The organism is Treponema denticola (genome assembly GCF_024181605.1).
Taxonomy (GTDB): domain Bacteria; phylum Spirochaetota; class Spirochaetia; order Treponematales; family Treponemataceae; genus Treponema_B; species Treponema_B denticola_B.
Map to the genome: position 1 here is coordinate 1,036,983 of NZ_CP054477.1, position 19,493 is coordinate 1,056,475.

At 37.7% G+C, this 19,493-nt stretch carries 26 protein-coding genes and 1 tRNA gene; 4 read left to right on the forward strand and 23 right to left on the reverse strand.

The window, feature by feature from the left end; genetic code table 11:
* Positions 1-75 precede the first annotated feature (75 nt).
* Complete coding sequence (locus tag E4N80_RS04640) at positions 76-1,137, forward strand: uracil phosphoribosyltransferase (protein ID WP_253700700.1); 1,062 nt, start codon at positions 76-78, stop codon at positions 1,135-1,137.
* A 23-nt stretch (positions 1,138-1,160) separates the two neighbouring features.
* Entirely contained in the window at positions 1,161-1,799 is a 639-nt protein-coding gene (locus E4N80_RS04645) for a tetratricopeptide repeat protein (RefSeq protein ID WP_253700701.1), read from the forward strand.
* 5 nt (positions 1,800-1,804) lie between these two features.
* Here the strand turns inward: E4N80_RS04645 and E4N80_RS04650 are convergent, their stop codons facing one another.
* From E4N80_RS04650 to E4N80_RS04670, 5 genes are all read right to left on the reverse strand, one after another.
* Entirely contained in the window at positions 1,805-2,791 is a 987-nt protein-coding gene (locus E4N80_RS04650) for an SPOR domain-containing protein (protein WP_253700702.1), read from the reverse strand.
* Positions 2,792-2,811: 20 nt separating this feature from the next.
* Complete coding sequence (locus tag E4N80_RS04655) at positions 2,812-3,165, reverse strand: hypothetical protein (protein ID WP_366797285.1); 354 nt, start codon at positions 3,163-3,165, stop codon at positions 2,812-2,814.
* Positions 3,166-3,259: 94 nt separating this feature from the next.
* On the reverse strand, positions 3,260-4,228 hold the full coding sequence (locus E4N80_RS04660) for a D-2-hydroxyacid dehydrogenase (RefSeq protein WP_253700704.1): 969 nt from the start codon (positions 4,226-4,228) through the stop codon (positions 3,260-3,262).
* Between the two features lie 45 nt (positions 4,229-4,273).
* On the reverse strand, positions 4,274-4,771 hold the full coding sequence (locus E4N80_RS04665) for a PIN domain-containing protein (RefSeq protein WP_253700705.1): 498 nt from the start codon (positions 4,769-4,771) through the stop codon (positions 4,274-4,276).
* Positions 4,772-4,775: 4 nt separating this feature from the next.
* Entirely contained in the window at positions 4,776-4,925 is a 150-nt protein-coding gene (locus E4N80_RS04670; RefSeq protein ID WP_253700706.1) for a hypothetical protein, read from the reverse strand.
* Between the two features lie 337 nt (positions 4,926-5,262).
* Between E4N80_RS04670 and E4N80_RS04675 the strand changes: the two genes are divergently transcribed.
* Together E4N80_RS04675 and E4N80_RS04680 are read left to right on the forward strand one after the other, a co-directional pair.
* A complete protein-coding gene (locus E4N80_RS04675) occupies positions 5,263-6,099 on the forward strand; it encodes a hypothetical protein (protein ID WP_253700707.1) in 837 nt (278 codons plus the stop codon).
* Positions 6,092-6,481: a hypothetical protein gene (locus E4N80_RS04680; protein ID WP_253694765.1), complete on the forward strand. Its 390-nt coding sequence runs from the start codon at positions 6,092-6,094 to the stop codon at positions 6,479-6,481. Before E4N80_RS04675 ends, E4N80_RS04680 begins: the two co-directional genes overlap by 8 nt.
* A gap of 234 nt (positions 6,482-6,715) precedes the next feature.
* On the opposite strand, the gene E4N80_RS04685 is transcribed toward E4N80_RS04680, so the two are convergent.
* The 18 genes from E4N80_RS04685 to E4N80_RS04770 all read right to left on the reverse strand — a co-directional run bounded on the left by E4N80_RS04685 (position 6,716) and on the right by E4N80_RS04770 (position 19,422).
* Positions 6,716-6,985 (reverse strand): radical SAM protein, encoded by a 270-nt coding sequence (locus E4N80_RS04685; RefSeq protein WP_253700708.1) that lies wholly within the window; start codon positions 6,983-6,985, stop codon positions 6,716-6,718.
* A gap of 9 nt (positions 6,986-6,994) precedes the next feature.
* Entirely contained in the window at positions 6,995-7,516 is a 522-nt protein-coding gene (locus E4N80_RS04690) for a nitroreductase family protein (protein WP_253700709.1), read from the reverse strand.
* Positions 7,517-7,665: 149 nt separating this feature from the next.
* The gene (locus E4N80_RS04695) at positions 7,666-7,941 is read right to left on the reverse strand and encodes an ArsR/SmtB family transcription factor (RefSeq protein WP_002678328.1); all 276 of its coding nucleotides are present in this window, start codon (positions 7,939-7,941) and stop codon (positions 7,666-7,668) included.
* 272 nt (positions 7,942-8,213) lie between these two features.
* Complete coding sequence (locus E4N80_RS04700) at positions 8,214-8,615, reverse strand: type IIL restriction-modification enzyme MmeI (protein WP_253700710.1); 402 nt, start codon at positions 8,613-8,615, stop codon at positions 8,214-8,216.
* Between the two features lie 166 nt (positions 8,616-8,781).
* Positions 8,782-10,230 (reverse strand): aminomethyl-transferring glycine dehydrogenase subunit GcvPB, encoded by a 1,449-nt coding sequence (gene gcvPB, locus E4N80_RS04705; RefSeq protein WP_253700711.1) that lies wholly within the window; start codon positions 10,228-10,230, stop codon positions 8,782-8,784.
* On the reverse strand, positions 10,230-11,534 hold the full coding sequence (gcvPA, locus tag E4N80_RS04710; RefSeq protein WP_253700712.1) for an aminomethyl-transferring glycine dehydrogenase subunit GcvPA: 1,305 nt from the start codon (positions 11,532-11,534) through the stop codon (positions 10,230-10,232). Before gcvPA ends, gcvPB begins: the two co-directional genes overlap by 1 nt.
* 186 nt (positions 11,535-11,720) lie before the next feature.
* Positions 11,721-12,089 (reverse strand): glycine cleavage system protein GcvH, encoded by a 369-nt coding sequence (gene gcvH / locus E4N80_RS04715; RefSeq protein ID WP_253700713.1) that lies wholly within the window; start codon positions 12,087-12,089, stop codon positions 11,721-11,723.
* Between the two features lie 58 nt (positions 12,090-12,147).
* A complete protein-coding gene (gene gcvT / locus E4N80_RS04720; protein ID WP_253700714.1) occupies positions 12,148-13,221 on the reverse strand; it encodes a glycine cleavage system aminomethyltransferase GcvT in 1,074 nt (357 codons plus the stop codon).
* A gap of 68 nt (positions 13,222-13,289) precedes the next feature.
* Complete coding sequence (locus E4N80_RS04725) at positions 13,290-13,694, reverse strand: PH domain-containing protein (protein ID WP_253700715.1); 405 nt, start codon at positions 13,692-13,694, stop codon at positions 13,290-13,292.
* Between the two features lie 130 nt (positions 13,695-13,824).
* Positions 13,825-15,186: a dihydrolipoyl dehydrogenase gene (gene lpdA / locus E4N80_RS04730; protein ID WP_253700716.1), complete on the reverse strand. Its 1,362-nt coding sequence runs from the start codon at positions 15,184-15,186 to the stop codon at positions 13,825-13,827.
* A 103-nt stretch (positions 15,187-15,289) separates the two neighbouring features.
* The gene (locus E4N80_RS04735; protein WP_253684379.1) at positions 15,290-15,565 is read right to left on the reverse strand and encodes a helix-turn-helix domain-containing protein; all 276 of its coding nucleotides are present in this window, start codon (positions 15,563-15,565) and stop codon (positions 15,290-15,292) included.
* The gene (locus E4N80_RS04740; RefSeq protein WP_253700717.1) at positions 15,558-15,914 is read right to left on the reverse strand and encodes a type II toxin-antitoxin system RelE/ParE family toxin; all 357 of its coding nucleotides are present in this window, start codon (positions 15,912-15,914) and stop codon (positions 15,558-15,560) included. The genes E4N80_RS04735 and E4N80_RS04740 overlap by 8 nt, the downstream gene beginning before the upstream one ends.
* A 186-nt stretch (positions 15,915-16,100) precedes the next feature.
* Positions 16,101-16,173, reverse strand: a tRNA-Thr gene (locus tag E4N80_RS04745).
* A 65-nt stretch (positions 16,174-16,238) separates the two neighbouring features.
* Positions 16,239-17,735, reverse strand: a complete 1,497-nt coding sequence (gene citF / locus E4N80_RS04750) for a citrate lyase subunit alpha (protein ID WP_253700718.1) — start codon at positions 17,733-17,735, stop codon at positions 16,239-16,241.
* 11 nt (positions 17,736-17,746) lie between these two features.
* A complete protein-coding gene (locus E4N80_RS04755; protein WP_002683023.1) occupies positions 17,747-18,616 on the reverse strand; it encodes an HpcH/HpaI aldolase/citrate lyase family protein in 870 nt (289 codons plus the stop codon).
* On the reverse strand, positions 18,606-18,869 hold the full coding sequence (gene citD / locus E4N80_RS04760) for a citrate lyase acyl carrier protein (RefSeq protein ID WP_253694748.1): 264 nt from the start codon (positions 18,867-18,869) through the stop codon (positions 18,606-18,608). The genes E4N80_RS04755 and citD overlap by 11 nt, the downstream gene beginning before the upstream one ends.
* Before the next feature lie 93 nt (positions 18,870-18,962).
* Positions 18,963-19,241, reverse strand: a complete 279-nt coding sequence (locus E4N80_RS04765) for a BrnA antitoxin family protein (RefSeq protein WP_002679318.1) — start codon at positions 19,239-19,241, stop codon at positions 18,963-18,965.
* Positions 19,210-19,422 (reverse strand): BrnT family toxin, encoded by a 213-nt coding sequence (locus E4N80_RS04770; protein WP_010697402.1) that lies wholly within the window; start codon positions 19,420-19,422, stop codon positions 19,210-19,212. Before E4N80_RS04770 ends, E4N80_RS04765 begins: the two co-directional genes overlap by 32 nt.
* Positions 19,423-19,493 lie beyond the last annotated feature (71 nt).

A 19,493-nucleotide genomic window follows, 5' to 3' on the forward strand; every position in this document is an offset into this window, starting at 1 on the left:
TTTGTAAACAAACTGCGTGAAAAAACTTTTTTCGGAAGCTGAGGCTTCCTGCAAAAAGTTTTTCTGGGAGTAGATATGGGTAAGGTAGTTATGGGGGCAGAAGCTCTTGACGGGTATTTAACTGAAGACGATCTAAGGCATCTTAACGAAATGAATACTCTTTATCAGGAAGCTATTGAAAATTTTACCGTTTTAGAAAAGGAAAACGGCGAAAAAAAGAAAAAGGCCAAAGATGAGGTTATAAGACTTTATACCGAGATGGGGCATCTTATGCAAAATATATGCAAAGAAATACCTCAACTTAAAGTTTTTTCTTTTGATACTGAACATGAAAATCATGCTGAGGCTTCAAGGGTTATTGCAAAACTCCGCTCCATAAAAACCGAGCACAGCGAATTCTTATACTATACCCAGCGTTCCTTTGAAATGCTTTTTAAACTTGCTTATAAAGGACACCAAAAAGACAAGAAAAACTATCTTGTAGTAAAAACCCCTGTAAAGAATCCTGTTCAAAACTATGCCGTTCACAAGATAACCGACATTGACCATAAAATCGAAAATACGGTTATGTGTGTTATGTTGAGAGGCGCCCTCCTCCCCTCTATGATTCTTTCAAAAGAAATTGAAGAGTATTCTTCGCACGGCTATGTAACCCCCTTTGCCCTCTTTAAGATTAAAAGAGATGATTCCCGCAAGGAAGACGATATGCAGTACATCCTTGATTTGGATAAGTCTTATTTTAACCTAAAAGATTTAGACGGAAAGGACCTTATCTTTGCAGACCCTATGAATGCTACCGGAGGAAGCCTCGTAACCGTTGTAAAACACCTAAAAAAACTGGGCGTAAAGCCGAAATCGATAAGCTGTTTTCACGTAATTTCTGCCTTAAAGGGAGCTCTGCGAATTGTGCGTGCCTTAGATAACTGCACCCTATACACCCTTTGGATGGACCCTGCCCTAAATGCTTCGGCCTATATCATGCCGGGACTCGGCGATGCAGGAGACAGGATAAACGGAACCGATACCGATGAAACACCCAGAAACATTATTCAGCTCCTTGCAGACTACGGCTCAAATATTGCGGGGCTCTACCGCTCTCAGCTGCGGCAGATAGAAAAAACCGTTTTAGGAAATTAAAATTTTTTTATGGGAGAAAAAAGGTGAAAAAAAATATTTTTATAGTTTTTTGGGGACTCTTGTTTTTTCTTTGTTTTACAAAAGCTTTTGCAAAGGGAGCCGTTGAAGAAGACCTTGCAGGAGAGTATTTTTCAATTGCTCAAGGCTATACAGAGTTAAAAAACTATTCTAAGGCTGCAGATTATTATCTTAAAGCCGAAAAGTCTGAAAAATATAAAAATGCAGCTCAATATAATTTGGCACAAGTTTATGCCCTTCAAAATGAATGGGAAAGCTGCCTAAAATATATTGAACCCCTCTATAAAAAAGCTCCCGAAAACATAAAAATATCTACAGCCTACGCCTATGCTCTGGCCTCATCCGGAAAAGAAGAAAAAGCCCTTTTAATTTATGAAAAGATTTATTTGGAAGATAAAGAAACTCCCGAATATTTCTTTAACTATGTTAGAATTCTAATTATACTAAAAAAATACGAAAAAGCAAAAGAACTTCTTAACGAATCCAAAGAAAAATTTACACAAGAAGATGATAAAAAAACTATTAGTGAACTTGAAAAAGAAATAGAAAAGCTTTTAAATCCGCCTGAACTAAAAAAAGAAGATAAAACAACAGAAAAAAAAGATTCAACGCAAGATGATAAAAAGTCTGAAGAAAAAAAATAAGAAAGCTAATCAAAGATCGGAACGGCTTCATAGCCCTCGCTTTTTAGCCGGATAACCATATCTCCCTTGCCGTCATCCTTTACTAAAACAGAAAAGAAAGCATCCACCCCTCGCTCTTCTTTTTTTATTGTTACAGTAAAACCTTTCTTTTTAAGCTCATCTGCAAGTCCTTTTGCAAAATTTTCGGTTTTAAAAAAACCGGTTTGATAAAATTTTGCAGCCGGCAATTCATTATTTTGTGCTAAGGTTTCACCTTGGCTTAATAAAACGGATTCGGAAGCTGAATCTGCAAGAGATTCTTTAAATCCTCTATTTTGAGGCATTAAATACCAAAATGTTTTAGGGCTCAAAAAAGCCTCACCTCGGACAACGGCAGCCTCAATGCTGTTAGGGAATTTTTTTACGAGGGTGTTCTCAGCCTTCTTATCCCCATCGACCCACCAAAGAGTCAAAAGCATGGCAGGATGAAATTCTGCGAATTTTGAATCGGTAACATATTTTTTTATATTTTCAAGAGAAGCCTTTTCATCCGATTTTAATTTAAGCCATTCAAAAAGAACAAGAACTTTTATATCTTCTTTAGAAAATGGAGCTTCAACGATGGGCAGCAAGCGGTTGCGGCAAAGCTCGGAGGACTCGCTTATGTTATCGGCTAAAAGATATGCCCCAAGAGCCTTGGTTAAAAAAGTTTTTCTTCCGGTTTCGGGAGAAAGCTCCGCAGCTTCAAGATAGTGTCTTCCGGCTCGCAAAAATAAATCGAACCTTTCTTCATAGTCGGCCAAAACGGATAAAGCTATAATTTTTTCTTCATTTGAAGAAATCTTTTTTATTTCAGATTCAATAAAGGAAGAGGCCTCAAAAGGAGTTTTTTTTGTAAAACCGTTTTTGATAATCTTTTGAACATTCGGAGGCAAGGAATTTTGAGCAGTCAGGCTATGCAAAAAAAAGAGAGTCAATAAAAAAAATGATATTTTTTTTATCTTAAATTCCATAAACCTTTTTATCTCTTACCTCATTTGATCTCAGAATTACTTTCAGAAATTGAAGTCTTAGACTCTTTTTTACGCTTAAACCATGATTTTTTAGGTTTTTTTAAGTCCACAGTATCTATCCCGATGCCATCGCTTGCAGTAAATGTTTCTTTTTTTTCGTTTACAGGCTTATTTTTTTTCCTTTTATTTCCAAAGAAAAAAGGAATGGTTAAGATAAGTCCGATTAAAAACGAAAAAATATTGCTTACATAAACAGGTACGTTTTCAAATGTATAAAAAATTAAAGAAATATCGCAAGAATTTTTCATATTAAAGCCTGCAAACAAGCCTAAAAATAATACTATCAATAAAAAATAAATCAATTTCCAGTTCATATAGTTCCTTTTAAGAGCATTTCCAATACTCAAAAGAATAGTATACATAAAATGTAAAAAAGAACAACAGGGGTAATAAAATCTACTTAACCGCCTAATTAACCCTGTTTATTTCCTTTCCTGCGATAAAGGCTTTTACGTTAGCGGCGGCTATTTTTATAAGCCTCTCTCTGGCCTCAAAGGTTTGCCATGCCATGTGTGGCGTAATAATACAGTTAGGAGCTTTAAGCAAGGGATTATCCTTAGCCGGAGGTTCTACACTGAGAACATCGCAGGCAAGACCTGCAAGTCTTTTTTCCTTTAAAGCCTCTGCTGCATCCTTTTCGTTTATAAGAGGACCCCGTCCCGTATTGATTATGATAGAAGTTTTCTTTATTTTTTTTAAGGACTCGGCATTTATAATTTCTTTTGTTTCCGAAGTCAAAGGACAGTTTAAGCTTATTATATCGGAAGAAGAAAAAAGCTCATCTAAAGAAACTTGTTTTGCTTCTTCTAAACCCTTAATATTTTTTTTAGAGCGATTAAAATAGATTACCTTCATATTCATAGCAAGGGCAATTTTTGCAACGGCTTGGCCTATGTTCCCGAAACCGACTATACCCATCGTCTTATCGGAAAGCTCCCTTATATCAAAACTGTGATAGCAAAAGTGAGGAGAAGCCGACCATTTTCCGCCCATAACCTCATCGCTATGCTCTTTTACATGCCAATAAAAGTGAAAAATAAGGGCAAATACAAGTTGAGCCACGCTGTCGGTGCTGTAAGAGGGAATATTCGTTACGCAAATATTTTTAGCTCTTGCAGCTTCAATATCGACAACATTATATCCCGTAGCTAAAACTCCTATATATTTAAGACGCGGCAAAGAATCCATTATTTCTTTAGAAAAAACTACCTTATTGGTAAGAACGGCATCTGCCTCCTTACACCTTTCAAGAAGTTCATCTGCACTTGTTTTATCATATATTGTAAGATTTGAAACCGATTTTAACTCATTCCAAGAAAGGTCTCCGGGATTGGAAGTAAACCCGTCAAGAATAACCAAATTTAATTTTTTACTCATAAAAACACCTCTGAATATTTATCATTCCATATTTTTTTTAATTCGTCAAGGGGTCTTTTTGGCATAAGAATGTTGATTTATAATACCTTTAAAATCTAAAAGAGGAATATCCATAGAGCGGGCATAATCGCATAACTTGCTATCACCCGAGATAAGCAAATCACAATTTTTTGCCATGAGTAAAATTACAGAATCGGTAATGCCTAAGTCATAATAAGTATTCTGCTCAATAGATTCTATGGTTTTTATATAAACTTCTACACTTTTCTTATATATTTCTTTTGATAAATTAACATATTTTTCTTTGTAATAGCCTTGAAATGTATTATTTAAAAGATTATCAACTTCTGTAGTTATGTTGGGACAAATTATAAGTTCTAAATCAGAGCCAAAATTATTCATGGTAGCTATTAAAAACTCATAATCTTCAACAGTATAAATGGAAGTACGCTTATGAGTTTTTATTTTATGTGGAGCTATCATACCTATTAAATATAAGATAAAAACATTTGTATCCAAAATAATTTTTTTAGGAAAATGCATAGCTCTATTCTGCAAACATTCTCATTTGAGCTATTTTTCCTGCATTCATATTAAAATCAATTTTCTTATAAATGCGGGTATATGGTAAATTTAAAGCCGTTGCAGTAAATAAATTTTTAGGTTTTTCTTCAGGTATTAAGAATGAAACCGTCATAGGCTGAATATAAGAGCTTTCAAGAGGATATAGTTCTTCCAGACGAAAGTCATCGATTTTAAAACCATATTCATCACGTAATTCTTGCTCAACTATGGGTAAGATGTTTTTTTACAAAACCTCCTAATTGTAAGGATAATTATATCATAAAAAGGTAGATAAGGCTATGTGTTGGATGGAGAGCTTGTAAAGTTTTATAAGTATTTTGATGCTTGAAATTATGATTTATACCTCTTTTGAAGAGTGATAAAATACAAAAAATTAAATAATTATTTCATTAAATACCTTGACCTCTATAAAATATATTCGTATTTTGAAATATGAAAGGAGTATATCTATGTATAGAGCTTTTAATGTTAAAATAACAGAGAACGAAATAGATGATTTATTAAAAAACAGTAATCAGCTTTATGATAATTTTTTTGATATAGATATTTCTAATAAATTCAATATACAGCGATCATTGGAAAATTTTTTGCTACCTAATAATGCTATTGATGTACAAAGTCTTGAACAAGACTGGTTTCCAAGTGTTGATGCTCATGTTTTTATCTCACATTCACATAAGGATATTGGATTAGTGGAAAAGTTTGAACACTGGTTATATCAGCGATTCGGTATAAAAAGTTTTGTTGACTCAAGAGTATGGGGATACGCCAATGAATTATTAAAAAAAATTGACGATGAATACTGCATTAAACAAGATACGTACTACGGATTGATATATGATTATGAAAAAAGAAATATATCCACCAGCCATGTTCATATGATATTGGCGACAGCGCTTTTAAAAATGATAGATAAAATGGATTATGTTTTCTTTTTTAATACTCCCAATTCATTGTCTACAAATAATATTAGACAAATGACTTATTCTCCTTGGATATATTATGAATTATTATTACTAAATTTTATCAGAAAAAATAGCCCCAGAAAGCTTGTTGAAGGAGAAATGAGAAAATCGTTTTCTATAGAATCTAAGAAACTAACAATGGCTTTTCCTGTTGATATTAAAAATTTATATAAATTATCAATGACTGAGTTGTCTAGGTGGGAAATGGATGTGCCAAGTGACGAAAAATATCCGAATTCTGCATTAATGAAATTAAACCTCTTATTTCCAGATATAAAACTCACAGACAATTTATCAAAAAGAGGTAGAATTTATGGATAATAAGTTAAAACATTTAGAATTTATTCAAAATGTTATCGAACGAATGAATAATAATTCCATTCAGTTAAAGACATGGACAATTTTATTGGTTGTAGGTGTATTAGCTCTCGCTGGAAAACAAGAGAGTTGGTTCATTATGTTATGTGCAATGATGCCTACAGGATTATTTTGGCTTTTAAATATACATTTCTTAAAAATAGAACGAGCATATCGTGTGTTATATGATATTGTGCGAGAAAAAAATGAAAAAGACATAGATTTTTCAATGGATATTTCTAATATCAGAGTTCCAAAAAAAACTATGCCAACAATAAGTCATTTTTATTTACCAATTATGGCGGCTCTTTTGATTATATCCTGGTGGTTATATTTCTATTCATAAATACATTATTTTCCCCGCCACGGAAAATCGGGGAATATCCCCCTCTGCAGAAATAAAAGATGCCCATATAAAAGCTTTTTCTTACTATTTGTTATGGTATTTCACGAGGCTGCCTCGTGTAGTGCTGAAACATGTGCCCTATTGTAGCTGTAATAGGGCATCGATTGTAGTACTACACGAGACCGTCTAGTGTAGTGCTGAAACATGTGCCCTATTGTAGCCGTAATAGGGCATCTATTCTAGCCGAAAATCATTTGCGGGAATATTAAAGGCATCTCCGTCCTGCAAAAAGCAGGATTTAAAAAAACTTGCGCGTTCCCCGTAATAGGCAGCATATTTTTTTATATCGCCTATAACCTCTTCGGTAGAACGCACCGAAAAGCGCATCCCCTTATACAATCCGCAAAAAAAACATCTGTTCCAAGAACAGCCTCTTGTCAAACGCAACAAGAGGCTTTGATGTTCCGACGGCGGTCTTATAGGACCGAGTTCAACATCTATCATCTTGTTTTTCTAAAATGATGAGTATTGAACTATCATGTCCATCGGATTCCGCTCATTGTCATAACGGTTAGGAGATTTTGCCGCTTCTTTTCCGTAACCGATAACCAAAATGTTTACCGGAATCAAATCATCGGGGATATTGAATTCAGCACGCACTACATCAGGCTTAAAATAAGTAATCCAACAGCTTGAAAGCCCCATATCTTGAGCGCACATCATCATGTGGTCGGCTGCGATACTCGTATCAATATCTGTCATGCTTGCTTTGTCAAAGGGGCGAACCCACGCCGCTTTTTTGTTGGCGCATACCACAATGGCAAGCGGTGCCCCGTGCGGAGTACATGCTTTTTGCAGCTTACTCATCGCCGTATCGTCATTTAAAACAAGAAAACGGCAAGGCTGCATATTTGCCGCCGTAGGAGCAATACGCCCCGCTTCCAAAATACTGTTAAGCTTTTCCGCCTCAACAGCACGCTTTTCATAACTTCTCACCGAATGTCTGCTTTTGGCGAGTTCTAAAAATGTGTTCATACGACACCTCCTTATACATAGATATTTCTCTATGTATAACATACAAAACATATAGATATTTGTCAATATATATTTTTGCTTTTTTTAAAAGTTTTTCAGAAGTTAAATCAATACATGAAAAGGAGAGAGCGCGTTATTAGCTCGGTGCATTATTTTTTATCGGTTAAGGCGTTAATTTCTTTTTGAAATGTTTTAAGTTTTTTCTTGTCGAGAGAATAATTAATCCATTTGGATTCTTTTCGAGTGAGAACAAGACCGCAGTCGGTTAATATTTTCATGTGATACGAAAGGGTCGGCTGTGTAATTGAAAATTTTTCCAAAATCTTGCAGGCACATTTTTCCCCATCGTTTAACATCTGAATTATTTCCAAACGGGTACTGTCGCTCAATGCCCTGCACATCAAAGCTATATCTATAGAACTCATAACACATATTATACAAAAAATTTAAATATTTTCTATATGGCAGTGTTTTAGCCGCAAACTTCAACATCTCTCCCTATATAAAAGAATTTATGCTAACATTGTTATCAAAAATAAGAAGAAGTCAAGGGGGTAAAACTGTCTTATGCAAAAGTATTGCCTTTTATAGTATGAAGATAATTTTTTTATACAGGGCAGCATTCAATTCGTGAAGAGCATCTCTAATCATAAGTCCTTATGTATCAATGACTTATGAAAAACATCGCAAATTAAATTTAAGGAAACCCTCTAAAAACTGATGTTTTTAGAGGCTCCCAATAATCAAAATTGCAAAAATCGCAAATAGGAATTCCCTTAGGCATATCGGAATTACTTAGCGCATTGGCATAAGTCTTTGCCTGTTCAAAGGCTTTTTTTCTGTCCTTACCCGGTGTTTTCATTTCGATAAGAATGTAACCTTTCCAAAAAAGGTCTATGTAACCGTTTGAGCCGTCTTGCAGTTTTACCTTTTGTTCAAAAACGGCAATTTTACTCCTCGGAACACCGAAGATTGCAAAAAATTCGTTTTCAAATGTTTGGGCATCCGCCTCTTCCCGTGCTGTTGCAGCCTTATCTTTCCAATTCAGCACAAATCCTTGTGCCCTTAGTTTTATTTCGTTTAATGAAAGTACAGCCATCCATATATTTCCTTATTTATAGTCTACATTAAAATAGTATTTTGTCAAGTCAACATATTTATGTGTCAATGATTTATGTTCTCGTAACCTATTAGCGAAAAAAAATCCCCCTCTAAAAACATCAGTTCTTAGAGGGGGCGTTAAAGCTGTTCAAATTTAAAGCTGTTTATTTACAACAGCAGCAAGCCTTGTACCTTAAAACAGGTTCACGGGCAGCTTTTGTTTCATCTACTCGTCCGATTGGGCGTGTGTAGGGATAGCCGTGAAGCTTTTCGGGATTTGAATAAGCTTCTTTTTTGAGTTTGATCATAACTTCGGCAGTAAAGTCCAAGGTGGACTTGCTTTCCGTTTCCGTAGGCTCAAACATCAAGGCTTCGTGTACGATGAGCGGGAAGTACATCGTCGGCGGGTGGATACCGTCGTCGATTAAGCCCTTAGCTATGTCAAGAGCACTTACGCCTGTTTCTTCCTTGATCTTATCAAGGGTAAGAACAAATTCGTGCATACAGATTCTGTCAAAGGCAACATCATATTCTTTTTCAAGCTTTTTCTTTAGATAGTTTGCATTTAAGACAGCATAGCCTGAGCTTTCCCTTATGCCCTCGCTTCCGAGTGTAAGAATATAGGCATAGGCACGCAAGAAGACAAGGAAGTTTCCGTAGAAGTTTCTAACCCTTCCGATTGAATCCGGGCGGTTATAATCCAGCTTATAGCTTCCGTCCGAGCCTGTAACTACGGGAACAGGTAAGAATTCTTCAAGGAATTTTTTACAACCGATTGGGCCGCTTCCGGGACCGCCGCCTCCGTGAGGAGTCGAGAAGGTCTTGTGCAAGTTAAGGTGAACTATATCATAGCCCATATCTCCGGGTCTGAGTCTTCCCATAATGGCATTAAGGTTAGCACCGTCATAGTACAATAAGCCGCCTGCTTTGTGAACGATTTCGGCAATTTCTTTGATATGGGTTTCAAAGAGGCCGAGGGTGTTCGGGTTTGTAAGCATGAGGGCAGCAGTATCGTTTCCTACAGTCTTTTTTAATTCCTCAATATCTACATTTCCGTCTTTATCGGAAGGAATGTTTACGATTTCGCATCCGACCATTGCGGCACTGGCAGGGTTTGTACCGTGTGCCGAATCGGGAACCAAAATCTTGTTTCGGGCATGGTCGCCGCGTTTTTCGTGATAGGCTCTGATTACCAAAAGGGCTGTGAATTCTCCGTGAGCACCTGCTGATGGCTGGAGGGAGAAAGCATCCATTCCGGTAATTTCACCGAGTTTTTTACCTAAATCGCCCATAGCCTCGATACAACCTTTCATTGTATGTTCAGGCTGCAATGGGTGAATATTGGTAAAGTTCGGAAGAGCCGCAACTTCTTCGTTGAGTTTGGGATTGTACTTCATCGTACAAGAACCTAAAGGATAAAAACCGTTATCTACACCATGAGTACGCTTGCTCAATTCCATATAGTGGCGTACAAATTCAAGTTCCGAAACTTCAGGAAGTTTTGCATCGCTTGCTCTTAAATATTTTGAATCAAGTTTATATTCGGGTACTGTCAATTTTGCTTCTGCAAATTTGTGACCCTTTACGGATTTTTCAAAAATCAATTCGCTCATTACAATACCTCCTTAATGATTTTTACGGCCTTATCAAGGTCGCATTTGCAAAGAACATCGGTTGCACACCAAAGAATAGCATCATCACAAATCTTTAAACCGCCCAAAATGCCGTTTTTTTCAAGATTTGAAAGAATTGCATCGGCCTTTCCTTTTCCGTCAGTTACGAATTCATGGAAGAATTCTCCGTTATTTTTTACGGTTAAGCCGATCTTTTTAAGCTCATCTGCAAGATAATGTGCATTGCTTACGGAAACATTTGCAACGGTTTTTAAACCTTCCTTTCCGTAGGCTGTCATAAACATAGAAGCTCTTAATGCACAAAGAGCCTGGTTAGAACAGATACTGGAGCTGGCTTTTTCGCGCCTGATATGCTGTTCACGGGCTTGAAGAGTTAGAACAAAGGCTCTTCTGCCGTCATGGTCTGTTGATTGACCGATGATTCGTCCCGGGATTTTTCGCATATTGGCTTCAATTGTAGAAAGGAAGCCGAGATAGGGGCCGCCTGCACCTAGAGGAAGTCCTAATGCCTGGCCTTCGCCTAAGGCTATCGAAGCACCGCATTCTTTCGGTGTTTTTAAGATTGCCAAAGAAATAGGATTGCAGCTCATTACAAACTGAGTTTTGGTACCTTCTACCATTTTACCGACAGCTTCGCAGTCTTCGATTGTACCGAAACGGTTCGGCTGCTGCATAACAACGGCTCCGACGCTTTCATCTAAAAGGCCCTTAATCTTTGAAACATCAGTTTTATAGCCGTCACGGGGAATCATTACGAATTCTACACCGCTGTGCTTTAAATAGGTTTTAGCAATTTCGATTGAGCTGGGCTCAACACATTCCGAAATCAAAACCTTGTTTTGTTTTCGTCCTAAGGACATAACTATGGCATCTGCGACTGCCGTGCCTCCGTCATAAACGCTGGCATTGGAAACATCCATTCCCGTAAGCTCGCAAATCATTGACTGATATTCAAAACCTGCTTGGAGTTCGCCCTGATTCATTTCGGGCTGATAGGGTGTGTAGGCAGTTAAGAACTCCTCTCTGGAAGCCATGTGCCTTACAGCAGCAGGTGCATAGTGGTTATAAGCACCGGCACCTCTTAATATCGATTTAAAGACAGTGTTTTCACTGCTTAAATTTTGAAAAAACTTTTCAACTTGTGCTTGAGTTTTCCCCTCGCCTATATCGACTTTTTTACAGCCCTTGTTATCAAAGCCGTATAAATCATCAATCGATTTTACACCGATGAGATCAAGCATCTCTTTTGTTTCCTCAGCGGAATGAGGAATATAATTTGACATACTACCTCCAATAAAAATATTTTGCAGGAAACATCAGTTTCCGAAAAATATTTTTTCAAGCAGTTTTGCAAAAGCAAAACTGCATACAATAAAGCGACGTTTGCCGAAAGGCAAACTCGGCAGATAAACAGTGAGGCACCAACTGTGCCGAACTGTTTATCACACCTCCAATAAGCTTATTTTTAATTATTTGCAGAGACCTTTGTATTTACCTGCATCCATTAATTTTGAAGATTCTCCCTTAAGTTCTACCTTAAAGAACCAGGAACCGAAGGCATCTTCATTGATTTTTTCGGGAGCATCTAAGAGGTCTTCGTTTATTTCAACAACCTTTCCTGTCATGGGGCTGATGATTTCGAAAACGGCCTTTACAGATTCTACTGTAGCACAAGCCTTATCGGCTGTAACTTCATCGCCTACTTCAGGAAGCTCGATGAATACGACATCTCCCATTTCACCTTGAGCATAATCGCTGATTCCGATAATACCGATGTTTCCTTCTTTTTTGAACCATTCGTGTGATTCCAAGTATTTTACATCTTCTTTAATTTCCATATCTAACTCCTATATTTTATTTTTAAGTTTTTACCAAAAACTTATAAAACCTTTTTAATTAGCCCTTAATTTCTTTTAAGAAACTTGTGGGCACGATTTTAGCCTTGAGCTTTTTACCGCGTACTTCGATAAAGACTTCTTCATCTTTAATGCCTCTATCGATTCTCATATGTCCGATACCGACCTTTAATGAGGGTGAAGAAGTTCCGGTTGTAACATAACCGATTTCCTTGTCGCCTAAGAAAACTTTGTCATGATCTCGGGCGATGCCTCTGTCAATCATCTTAAAGCCTTTTCGGATTTTTTTGGCTTCGTTGGTTTCGAGAGCTTTTTTACCGATAAAGTCTTCTTTTTCAAGTTTGATAAAGGGCTTTAATGTTACTTCGGTTGCCAAGGTTTCTTCGGTCATTTCATGGCCGTACAAGGGCATTCCGGCTTCAAGACGCAAGGTGTCTCGGCAGCCTAAACCGCAAAGCTCTATTCCGAATTCTTCTCCTGCTTTCATAACTTGATTGAAAAGATCTAGAGCCCATTCTTTAGGGCAGTAGATTTCGTAACCGTCTTCACCGGTATAACCTGTTTGAGAAACGATTACCTCTCCCTTTGGGCACTGGAAGGTCTTAAAGGTGTAGTAAGCGGAGGGCATTGCAGAAGCATCAATAAACTTTTTTACCAAGGCGGGAGCATTGGGGCCTTGAATTGCAAGCTGGGCAATTTCAGGCGAGCGGTCTGTGAAGGTAACGCTCTTATCCAAATGTTTTTTTACCCAGTCATAGTCCTTGTCGTGGTTTCCGGCATTTACAACCAAAAGGAATTTCTTTTGATTATAGCGGTAAACAAGGAAGTCATCTACGATTCCGCCCTTTTCATTACACATAAGGGTGTAGCGTACATCTCCGTCAGCCATTCCGCGAATGTCGTTTGTAATAAGAGCATTTACGGCGGCTTCGGCATTGTCGCCTTCAATATAAAACTCTCCCATGTGCGAAACATCGAAAAGTCCTACATTATTGCGTACTGCAAGATGCTCCTTTAAGATACCGGCAAACTGAATGGGCATTTCATATCCGCCGAACTCAACAAACTTGCCGCCTTTAGCGAGCAAGGTTTCATAATAGGGTGTTCTTTTCATCTCATCCTCCTAAATTTATTTTAATTTGTAATGGATAATGTGTAATTTTTTTGATTACAAATTATTAATTATAAATTATCTTGCAGCTTATTATAAAGCTCTTCATTTTTTTCCTTGCCTAAGCCTATAAGAATTTTTTGTTCATCGGTTGTAACCAATATATAGGGAGCTTCATTTTTTAATATACATAATTTTACAGAGCCTAATTCGTTATATCTAAAATAGCCTATTTTAATTGGTCCAAGACCTATGCCGTTTACCCGCCTTACTCCTAAAGAAGGCAGGGTTTCAAGTTTTTTGACCTCTCTTATTTCGGAAATCGGTATGCTGACACCATAAATTCCTTTAACTTTTAATAATCCATCTTCTACGGATGCACCCGCAGTTTTTATAACAACAAAGACTCCGATAAAAATTAAGAGCAACAATCCTATTGTAAAAAACATTTTAAAACTGCTTTTTTGTTCTTTCAAAACATGCCTCCCAGTTAACCATATTGTACACCAGATATAAAAGAAAAGCAATAGCAAATAGATAAAAAAATATTGCTTTAATTATAAAATCAAAAACGGCAAAGCTAAAATAAGCCTTGCCGTTCCAATATTATTTTTTGTAGATCATGTGGGTAGCCGACTTTTCGACATCTTCTACAGCCTCATAAAAGGCTTCTACTACTGTGGGATGAGGATACATGGATTTTAAGATGTTTTCCCTCTTAGCTTTGTTTGTTACAAGAGTTCCTATGGCACCTATCATATCGGTAGCCGAATCGCACATCATCTGACAGCCTACAATCCTGTCTTCTTCATTAAACAGAACCTTAATAAAGCCTACATCCAAGCCTGAAAGCACCGATTTTCCGTTTGAACCCATTGGGACTTTTCCAATTTTTACGGTAATTCCCTTGGCTTCAGCTTCTTTTTCGGAAAGGCCGACTCCTGCAATCTCCGGTGTGGAATATACACAAGAAGGAATAACATCTTGTTTTTCGTGTTTAGTATTGTTTACAATGTTGTCAACGACCAGATGACCTTGGTTTTCGGCATTGTGGGCAAGCATTACATTTCCCTTTACTGCATCCCCAATGGCGTAAATACCTTCGACATTAGTCTTCATGCAGGCATCGGTAATTATGCCCCGTTTATCGTATTCGATTCCGGCAGAATCAAGACCGATATCCTTTATTTCGGCAATTCGGCCGATACAGACGATTACGGCATCGGCTGTAATGCTTTCTTCTTTTTCTTTAAGAGTAAAGGTACAGCCGGTTTTTTCGATTTTGGTTACCATGGCACCGTTTATTATCTTTACTCCCCTCTTTTTTAGAACGAGGGCCTGCTGCATTGCAATGTCCCTGTCAAAGGGAGGAAGAATTGTTTTTTCGAGTTCAACGATGGTTACTTCCTTACCTAAATTTGCATACACCGTGGCAAACTCAATACCTATAACACCGCCGCCTATGATGATAACGCTCTTAAAATCAACAGGCTCTTTTCCTAAAATATCGTCAGAGGTCATAGCAGTTTCGATTCCGGCTATCGGAGGAGCAAAAACAGAAGAACCGGTTGCGATGATGAGGTTTTTAAATTCAAGTTCTTTTCCATTTACACTTACGGAAGATTTTGAAGTGATTTTGCCTTCCCCGTTATAAAAATCAACTCCGGCGTTTTCAATGAGTTTTTCGATACCGCCTACAAGTTTATCCACAACAGCATTTTTTTTCTCGTAGATGGCATTAATGTTGTATTTTAAGTTTTCACCTGAAAGACCGAGATCGTTTTCGGCAAAGCTTCCGAAAACCTCGGCTGTGTGAAGAAGGTATTTTGTCGGAATACAGCCCTTGTTCAAACAAGTTCCTCCAAGCCTGTTTTTTTCGATAAGAGCGGTTTTTAGCCCTGCCCTTCCAGCTTTTATGGCCGCAACATAGCCGCCCGGGCCTCCGCCCAAAACGATTAAATCATACATACTAATCTCCTAAAAAACAGCTTAAAATTTTAAGCATTATAATGTTTATCTTGTAAAGTATACACGATGATCTTAATAAAAGCAAGGGGAGAAAATTGTATCTCTATAACATTGAAATTTTCAGCTGTCTTCCAAACACATTTGCTATTTTCTCTAATGTTGAGAGTCGAACATCTTCAGCATGATTCTCCATCCTAGAAATAACACTTTTTTTTGTTTCCAATTTTTCTGCCAACTGTTCCTGTGTCATTCCCTGTTCAAGTCTCATCTCTTTGATAATAGCACCTATTTTAAACCGCTCATATCCTATTTCAAAATCTTCAGCAAATTCGACATCTCTTTTTTTCCTTTCTGCAATATATTCTTCTAAATCACTCATACTTTACCCCTCTTTCAATCTGATCTGCCATTCTTTTATTACACAATTCTATTTCATTTTTAGGTGTTTTTTGTGTCTTCTTCTGAAATCCATTTGTCAATAAAAGAAAATAACCTTGATAAAACTGACCTAAAATTCTATATATATTCCCCCCAAATTCTATTCTGCATTCATATATTTTTGTACCACTCAAATTCTTAAAATAAGTTCTAGGCACCTTTTCTTGTGTTTCAATTAATCTTAAAACCCATGTTATTTTTTGAGCAATCTTTCCAGTCTGAGTATCTATAAATTCTTTTACAGGACATTTTCCATCCTTTGTTTTATAAAATTTTATTTCTCTTTTCACATATAAATGTTAGCATTAATGTTTACTTTTGTCAAGTCTTAATATTTTTTGCAATCACAATGCATCAAATCTTTTAAAAACTTCCTCCTCCTCTTTGCGCTTTCCGCGCCCCTTGCGGTTTATTTAAAATTTTCGATGATTTAGCTGATTGTTAATGAAAAGAAAAAACTATTTAGAAATAAAAAAAGCCAACTCTCGGACTTGAACCGAGTACCTGCACGTTACGAGGGTGCTGCTCTGCCGGGTGAGCTAAGTTGGCAAGTTGATTTTTGATAAAAAAACTTTATCAAAAATCAACAAAAAAGTCAATAGGAAGAATTTTGCTTAAACCTTATTTATGACATCCAAAACGGTGCCGTCACGGTAGGTGCTTATTCCCACCACTTCGCCGGAACGGGGCTTAACTTGAGGTTTTCCCGTAAAGGATTCTGCAATTTCTTTTAATTCTTCGATAGTTTTAATTTCAAGATTTGTTTCCGCCTTCAGCTTTTTGATTAAATCTGCATGGCGAGGATTAATTGCAATACCTCTGTCAGTAACAAAGACATCGATTGTTTCTCCCGGAGTTGTTACGGTGCGGACCTTATCGACGAGACAAGAAATGCGGGCATTGAAGAGCTTTGAAACGATTATCGAAAGTTTTGCTCCGGCTGCCGTATCGGCATGACCTCCCGAACCTCCCAATATAATCCCATCGGAACCGGTGGTTACGTTTACGTTATAGTCCAAATCTATTTCGCTTGCACCAAGGATAACGACGTCAAGCTTTCCTGCAACATGGTCGGGATTGTTAGGGTTTGCATAAAGGTCGGCTGAAATCTTGTGATGATTTGCATTTTTTTCGGTAGAATCTACGGCCGAAAGGTCAAAACACTGAACATCGTAAAGATCTTCAAAAAGGCCTTCTTCAAGCATCTTTACAAAATAGCCTGTAATTCCGCCGCAGCCGAAACTTCCCTTTATGTTTTTTTCTTTCATGGCTCTGTGCATTTCATCCGCAACAGCAAGAGAAATACCGCCTGCTCCGGTCTGCATACTAAAGCCGTTCTTAAAAAGACCTGAGTGCTCAATAAGAGTGCGGCAGTCGCGGGCTATTTTTAAGCCGATCGGATCTTTTGTAATCTGAGTTGTTCCGCTTACAATACCTGCCGGGTCTCCTATTTTATCTACCTCTACTACCATGTCTACAAAACGGCCTTCAATGTCTGCTCTTTTAACCTTTGAAACTCTTGTATCGGTAACGGCTATAGTTTTTTTTGCCATTTGAGCATCGGCTACGGCATAACCTAGGGAACCGCAAAATGACCTTCCTTCGGAGCCTGAAATATTTCCTTGATCGTCTACACAGGGCGAAGCTAAAAAGGCAGCGTCTATCGTAACCTCTTTTTCTAAAATCATTCTGGGTCGTCCGCCGTGGGTAGTCATAATTACGGGCTTTTTACACTTACCGTAACTTACAGCCTTTGCAACAGGCCCTGACATATAGGAGGTCATAAGTTGGGTAACCGTTCCGTCTTCCATAAGTTCAACCAAAATTTCATGGCAGGGGAAAATCGAAGAAGCCATTACGGTCAAATCTTTGATTCCTCTTTTTTTAATTTCCCTCATTACCATATCAAGAACATAGTCGCCGTTTCTAAGGTGATGATGAAAACTTATAACCATTCCGTCATGGAGTTTAAGCTCATCAAGGGCTTGGGATAAGGTTTTCCCGAAGGCGGGTTTTACATCTTTTGTAAGCTCATATTTTGCATTTTTTTTATTTACAAAGGCTCCCTTAAAAGGATTGTCCAAGCCTTCTCTTCCAAGTATGTTATTCATATCCTACCTCCCTATTTTATCAAGCCCCAGTTTTTGGCAGAATCATAAAGAGCTTGAGCCCTCTTGATAACCGGTAAGTCGACCATCTTTCCCTTAAAGCTGAATACGCCTAAGCCCTTTTGTTTTGCTTCTTCCGCAGCCTGTAAAATAGCCTCGGCTCTTTCAATTTCGGCACTTGAAGGAGAAAATATTTTATGAATCTCTTCGACCTGACGGGGATTGATAACCAAGCGGCCCGAAAATCCTATGCTCTTACTAAAGGCCGTATCGAGCCTTAGGCCATCAAAGTCTTCTACATCCGTAAAGGGTGTATCAAGGGAATCCAAACCGTATGCATGGGCGGCTGTCGTCAAACTAAAGCGAGCGTATTCCAGTTCTTTTGAAAGACGGGTACGCTGAATTCCCATATCGACCGAATAATCTTCGCCGCCTAAAAGAAGGCCTTGAATCAGCGATGAGGCCTTGGCTATCGAATTTACATCCATAATTCCGCGGGCCGATTCTACCAGCATAAGAAAGCTGAAATTCTTAGTGATATTGTGAGCCTTTTTTATCTCGTTTATTTTTTGCTCGACCGAGTGGACGGCATCGACCGAAGCCTTAGGAATTACGATTCCGTCGGGAAGAACGGGAATAATTGCCTCCAAGTCCTTTTCCCAATAAGGGGAGTCGATGGGGTTTATTCTTACAGTGATTTCGGAATGGGTAAACTTTAAAAAGGAAAGAGCATTCCGCACCAGAGTACGGGCCGAGTCTTTTTCATCAAGGGAGACGGCATCTTCCAAATCGTAAATGATGGAATCCGCTCCCAAAATATCGGCCGATACCAACATTCCCGGATTATTACCGGGCATAAAAAGCATACTTCTTCTATTCTTCATTTGCGCGCCTCAATGCTGTTTCTACACGGGCCTTGATTGTACAATCTAAGGCACCCTTGTCTTCGATAAAGAGCTTGGCATTTTTTACTTCAAACTCATCCAATACTTCCTGCACCGTTTTTTTAATTTGTGCACCGAATTCGTTTAAAACAGAGCTTTTTAAGTCAAGTTCAAGTTTTTCGGAAGGAACAATACGGACAAGGCAATCATTTGATTGGAGTGTTCCGCAAACCGCTTCTCGTTTTATTTGCATAGATACCCCTTAAAAATTTGATATGACAAGATTATATCAATATAAAAAGAATAAGTCAATCTTGGGGAAGGAAGACGGTTTTAATATAAAAAATCAGCCGAACGCGTAAGAGCGTAAAACAGCATTGATTTTTGTTTTATAGCCTTTACCTTGAGCTTTAAACCATTCCAATACATCAGCATCTATTTTAATACTGGTTTCACTTTTTTGATGCACTTCATACCATGGTCTGAATTTAGCAAGCTCCTCTTTAGATTGTTTGGGGCAGTCATCAGTAGGTATAGACTTTGCCTTTCGGATAGTTTGTTTTTCTTCTTCGGTGAGCGGAGTTTTCTTTAAATCATCTAATGTCATAGTTACTATAGTATTCATTAAGCACATCTTCAACAAGACCAATTGCATTCCAACGCTGTTCTTCAAGGGTTGAATGCTGCTCATCATATTTTTCTATACGCTTACTGTCAAGAAATACACGAGCAGCTATTTTGAATGAAATACCGTCATGCTTTTTTATGTTAGTTTCATTTTTGATCTCATCCCATTCAAAAATCACTTCTAAACTCCCTTATAATTTATAGTATATATGCTATTGTACACATAGTCAAGAATTAGAGGGCTTTTCTA

Coding starts and splice junctions, on each gene's coding strand:
- lpdA (WP_253700716.1), bottom strand. CDS start 15,186: ATGTATGATTTAATCGTTTTGGGCGGAGGCCCGGGCGGCTATGTTGCG.
- E4N80_RS04680 (WP_253694765.1), top strand. CDS start 6,092: ATGGATAATAAGTTAAAACATTTAGAATTTATTCAAAATGTTATCGAA.
- gcvT (WP_253700714.1), bottom strand. CDS start 13,221: ATGAAAAGAACACCCTATTATGAAACCTTGCTCGCTAAAGGCGGCAAG.
- E4N80_RS04700 (WP_253700710.1), bottom strand. CDS start 8,615: ATGGCTGTACTTTCATTAAACGAAATAAAACTAAGGGCACAAGGATTT.
- E4N80_RS04755 (WP_002683023.1), bottom strand. CDS start 18,616: ATGAAGAATAGAAGAAGTATGCTTTTTATGCCCGGTAATAATCCGGGA.
- E4N80_RS04660 (WP_253700704.1), bottom strand. CDS start 4,228: ATGAGTAAAAAATTAAATTTGGTTATTCTTGACGGGTTTACTTCCAAT.
- gcvPB (WP_253700711.1), bottom strand. CDS start 10,230: ATGAGCGAATTGATTTTTGAAAAATCCGTAAAGGGTCACAAATTTGCA.
- E4N80_RS04640 (WP_253700700.1), top strand. CDS start 76: ATGGGTAAGGTAGTTATGGGGGCAGAAGCTCTTGACGGGTATTTAACT.
- citD (WP_253694748.1), bottom strand. CDS start 18,869: ATGCAAATAAAACGAGAAGCGGTTTGCGGAACACTCCAATCAAATGAT.
- E4N80_RS04735 (WP_253684379.1), bottom strand. CDS start 15,565: ATGAGTGATTTAGAAGAATATATTGCAGAAAGGAAAAAAAGAGATGTC.
- gcvH (WP_253700713.1), bottom strand. CDS start 12,089: ATGGAAATTAAAGAAGATGTAAAATACTTGGAATCACACGAATGGTTC.
- E4N80_RS04675 (WP_253700707.1), top strand. CDS start 5,263: ATGTATAGAGCTTTTAATGTTAAAATAACAGAGAACGAAATAGATGAT.
- E4N80_RS04695 (WP_002678328.1), bottom strand. CDS start 7,941: ATGAGTTCTATAGATATAGCTTTGATGTGCAGGGCATTGAGCGACAGT.
- E4N80_RS04665 (WP_253700705.1), bottom strand. CDS start 4,771: ATGCATTTTCCTAAAAAAATTATTTTGGATACAAATGTTTTTATCTTA.
- E4N80_RS04670 (WP_253700706.1), bottom strand. CDS start 4,925: ATGACGGTTTCATTCTTAATACCTGAAGAAAAACCTAAAAATTTATTT.
- gcvPA (WP_253700712.1), bottom strand. CDS start 11,534: ATGTCAAATTATATTCCTCATTCCGCTGAGGAAACAAAAGAGATGCTT.
- E4N80_RS04765 (WP_002679318.1), bottom strand. CDS start 19,241: ATGAATACTATAGTAACTATGACATTAGATGATTTAAAGAAAACTCCG.
- E4N80_RS04655 (WP_366797285.1), bottom strand. CDS start 3,165: ATGAACTGGAAATTGATTTATTTTTTATTGATAGTATTATTTTTAGGC.
- E4N80_RS04650 (WP_253700702.1), bottom strand. CDS start 2,791: ATGGAATTTAAGATAAAAAAAATATCATTTTTTTTATTGACTCTCTTT.
- E4N80_RS04690 (WP_253700709.1), bottom strand. CDS start 7,516: ATGAACACATTTTTAGAACTCGCCAAAAGCAGACATTCGGTGAGAAGT.
- citF (WP_253700718.1), bottom strand. CDS start 17,735: ATGAATAACATACTTGGAAGAGAAGGCTTGGACAATCCTTTTAAGGGA.
- E4N80_RS04685 (WP_253700708.1), bottom strand. CDS start 6,985: ATGATAGATGTTGAACTCGGTCCTATAAGACCGCCGTCGGAACATCAA.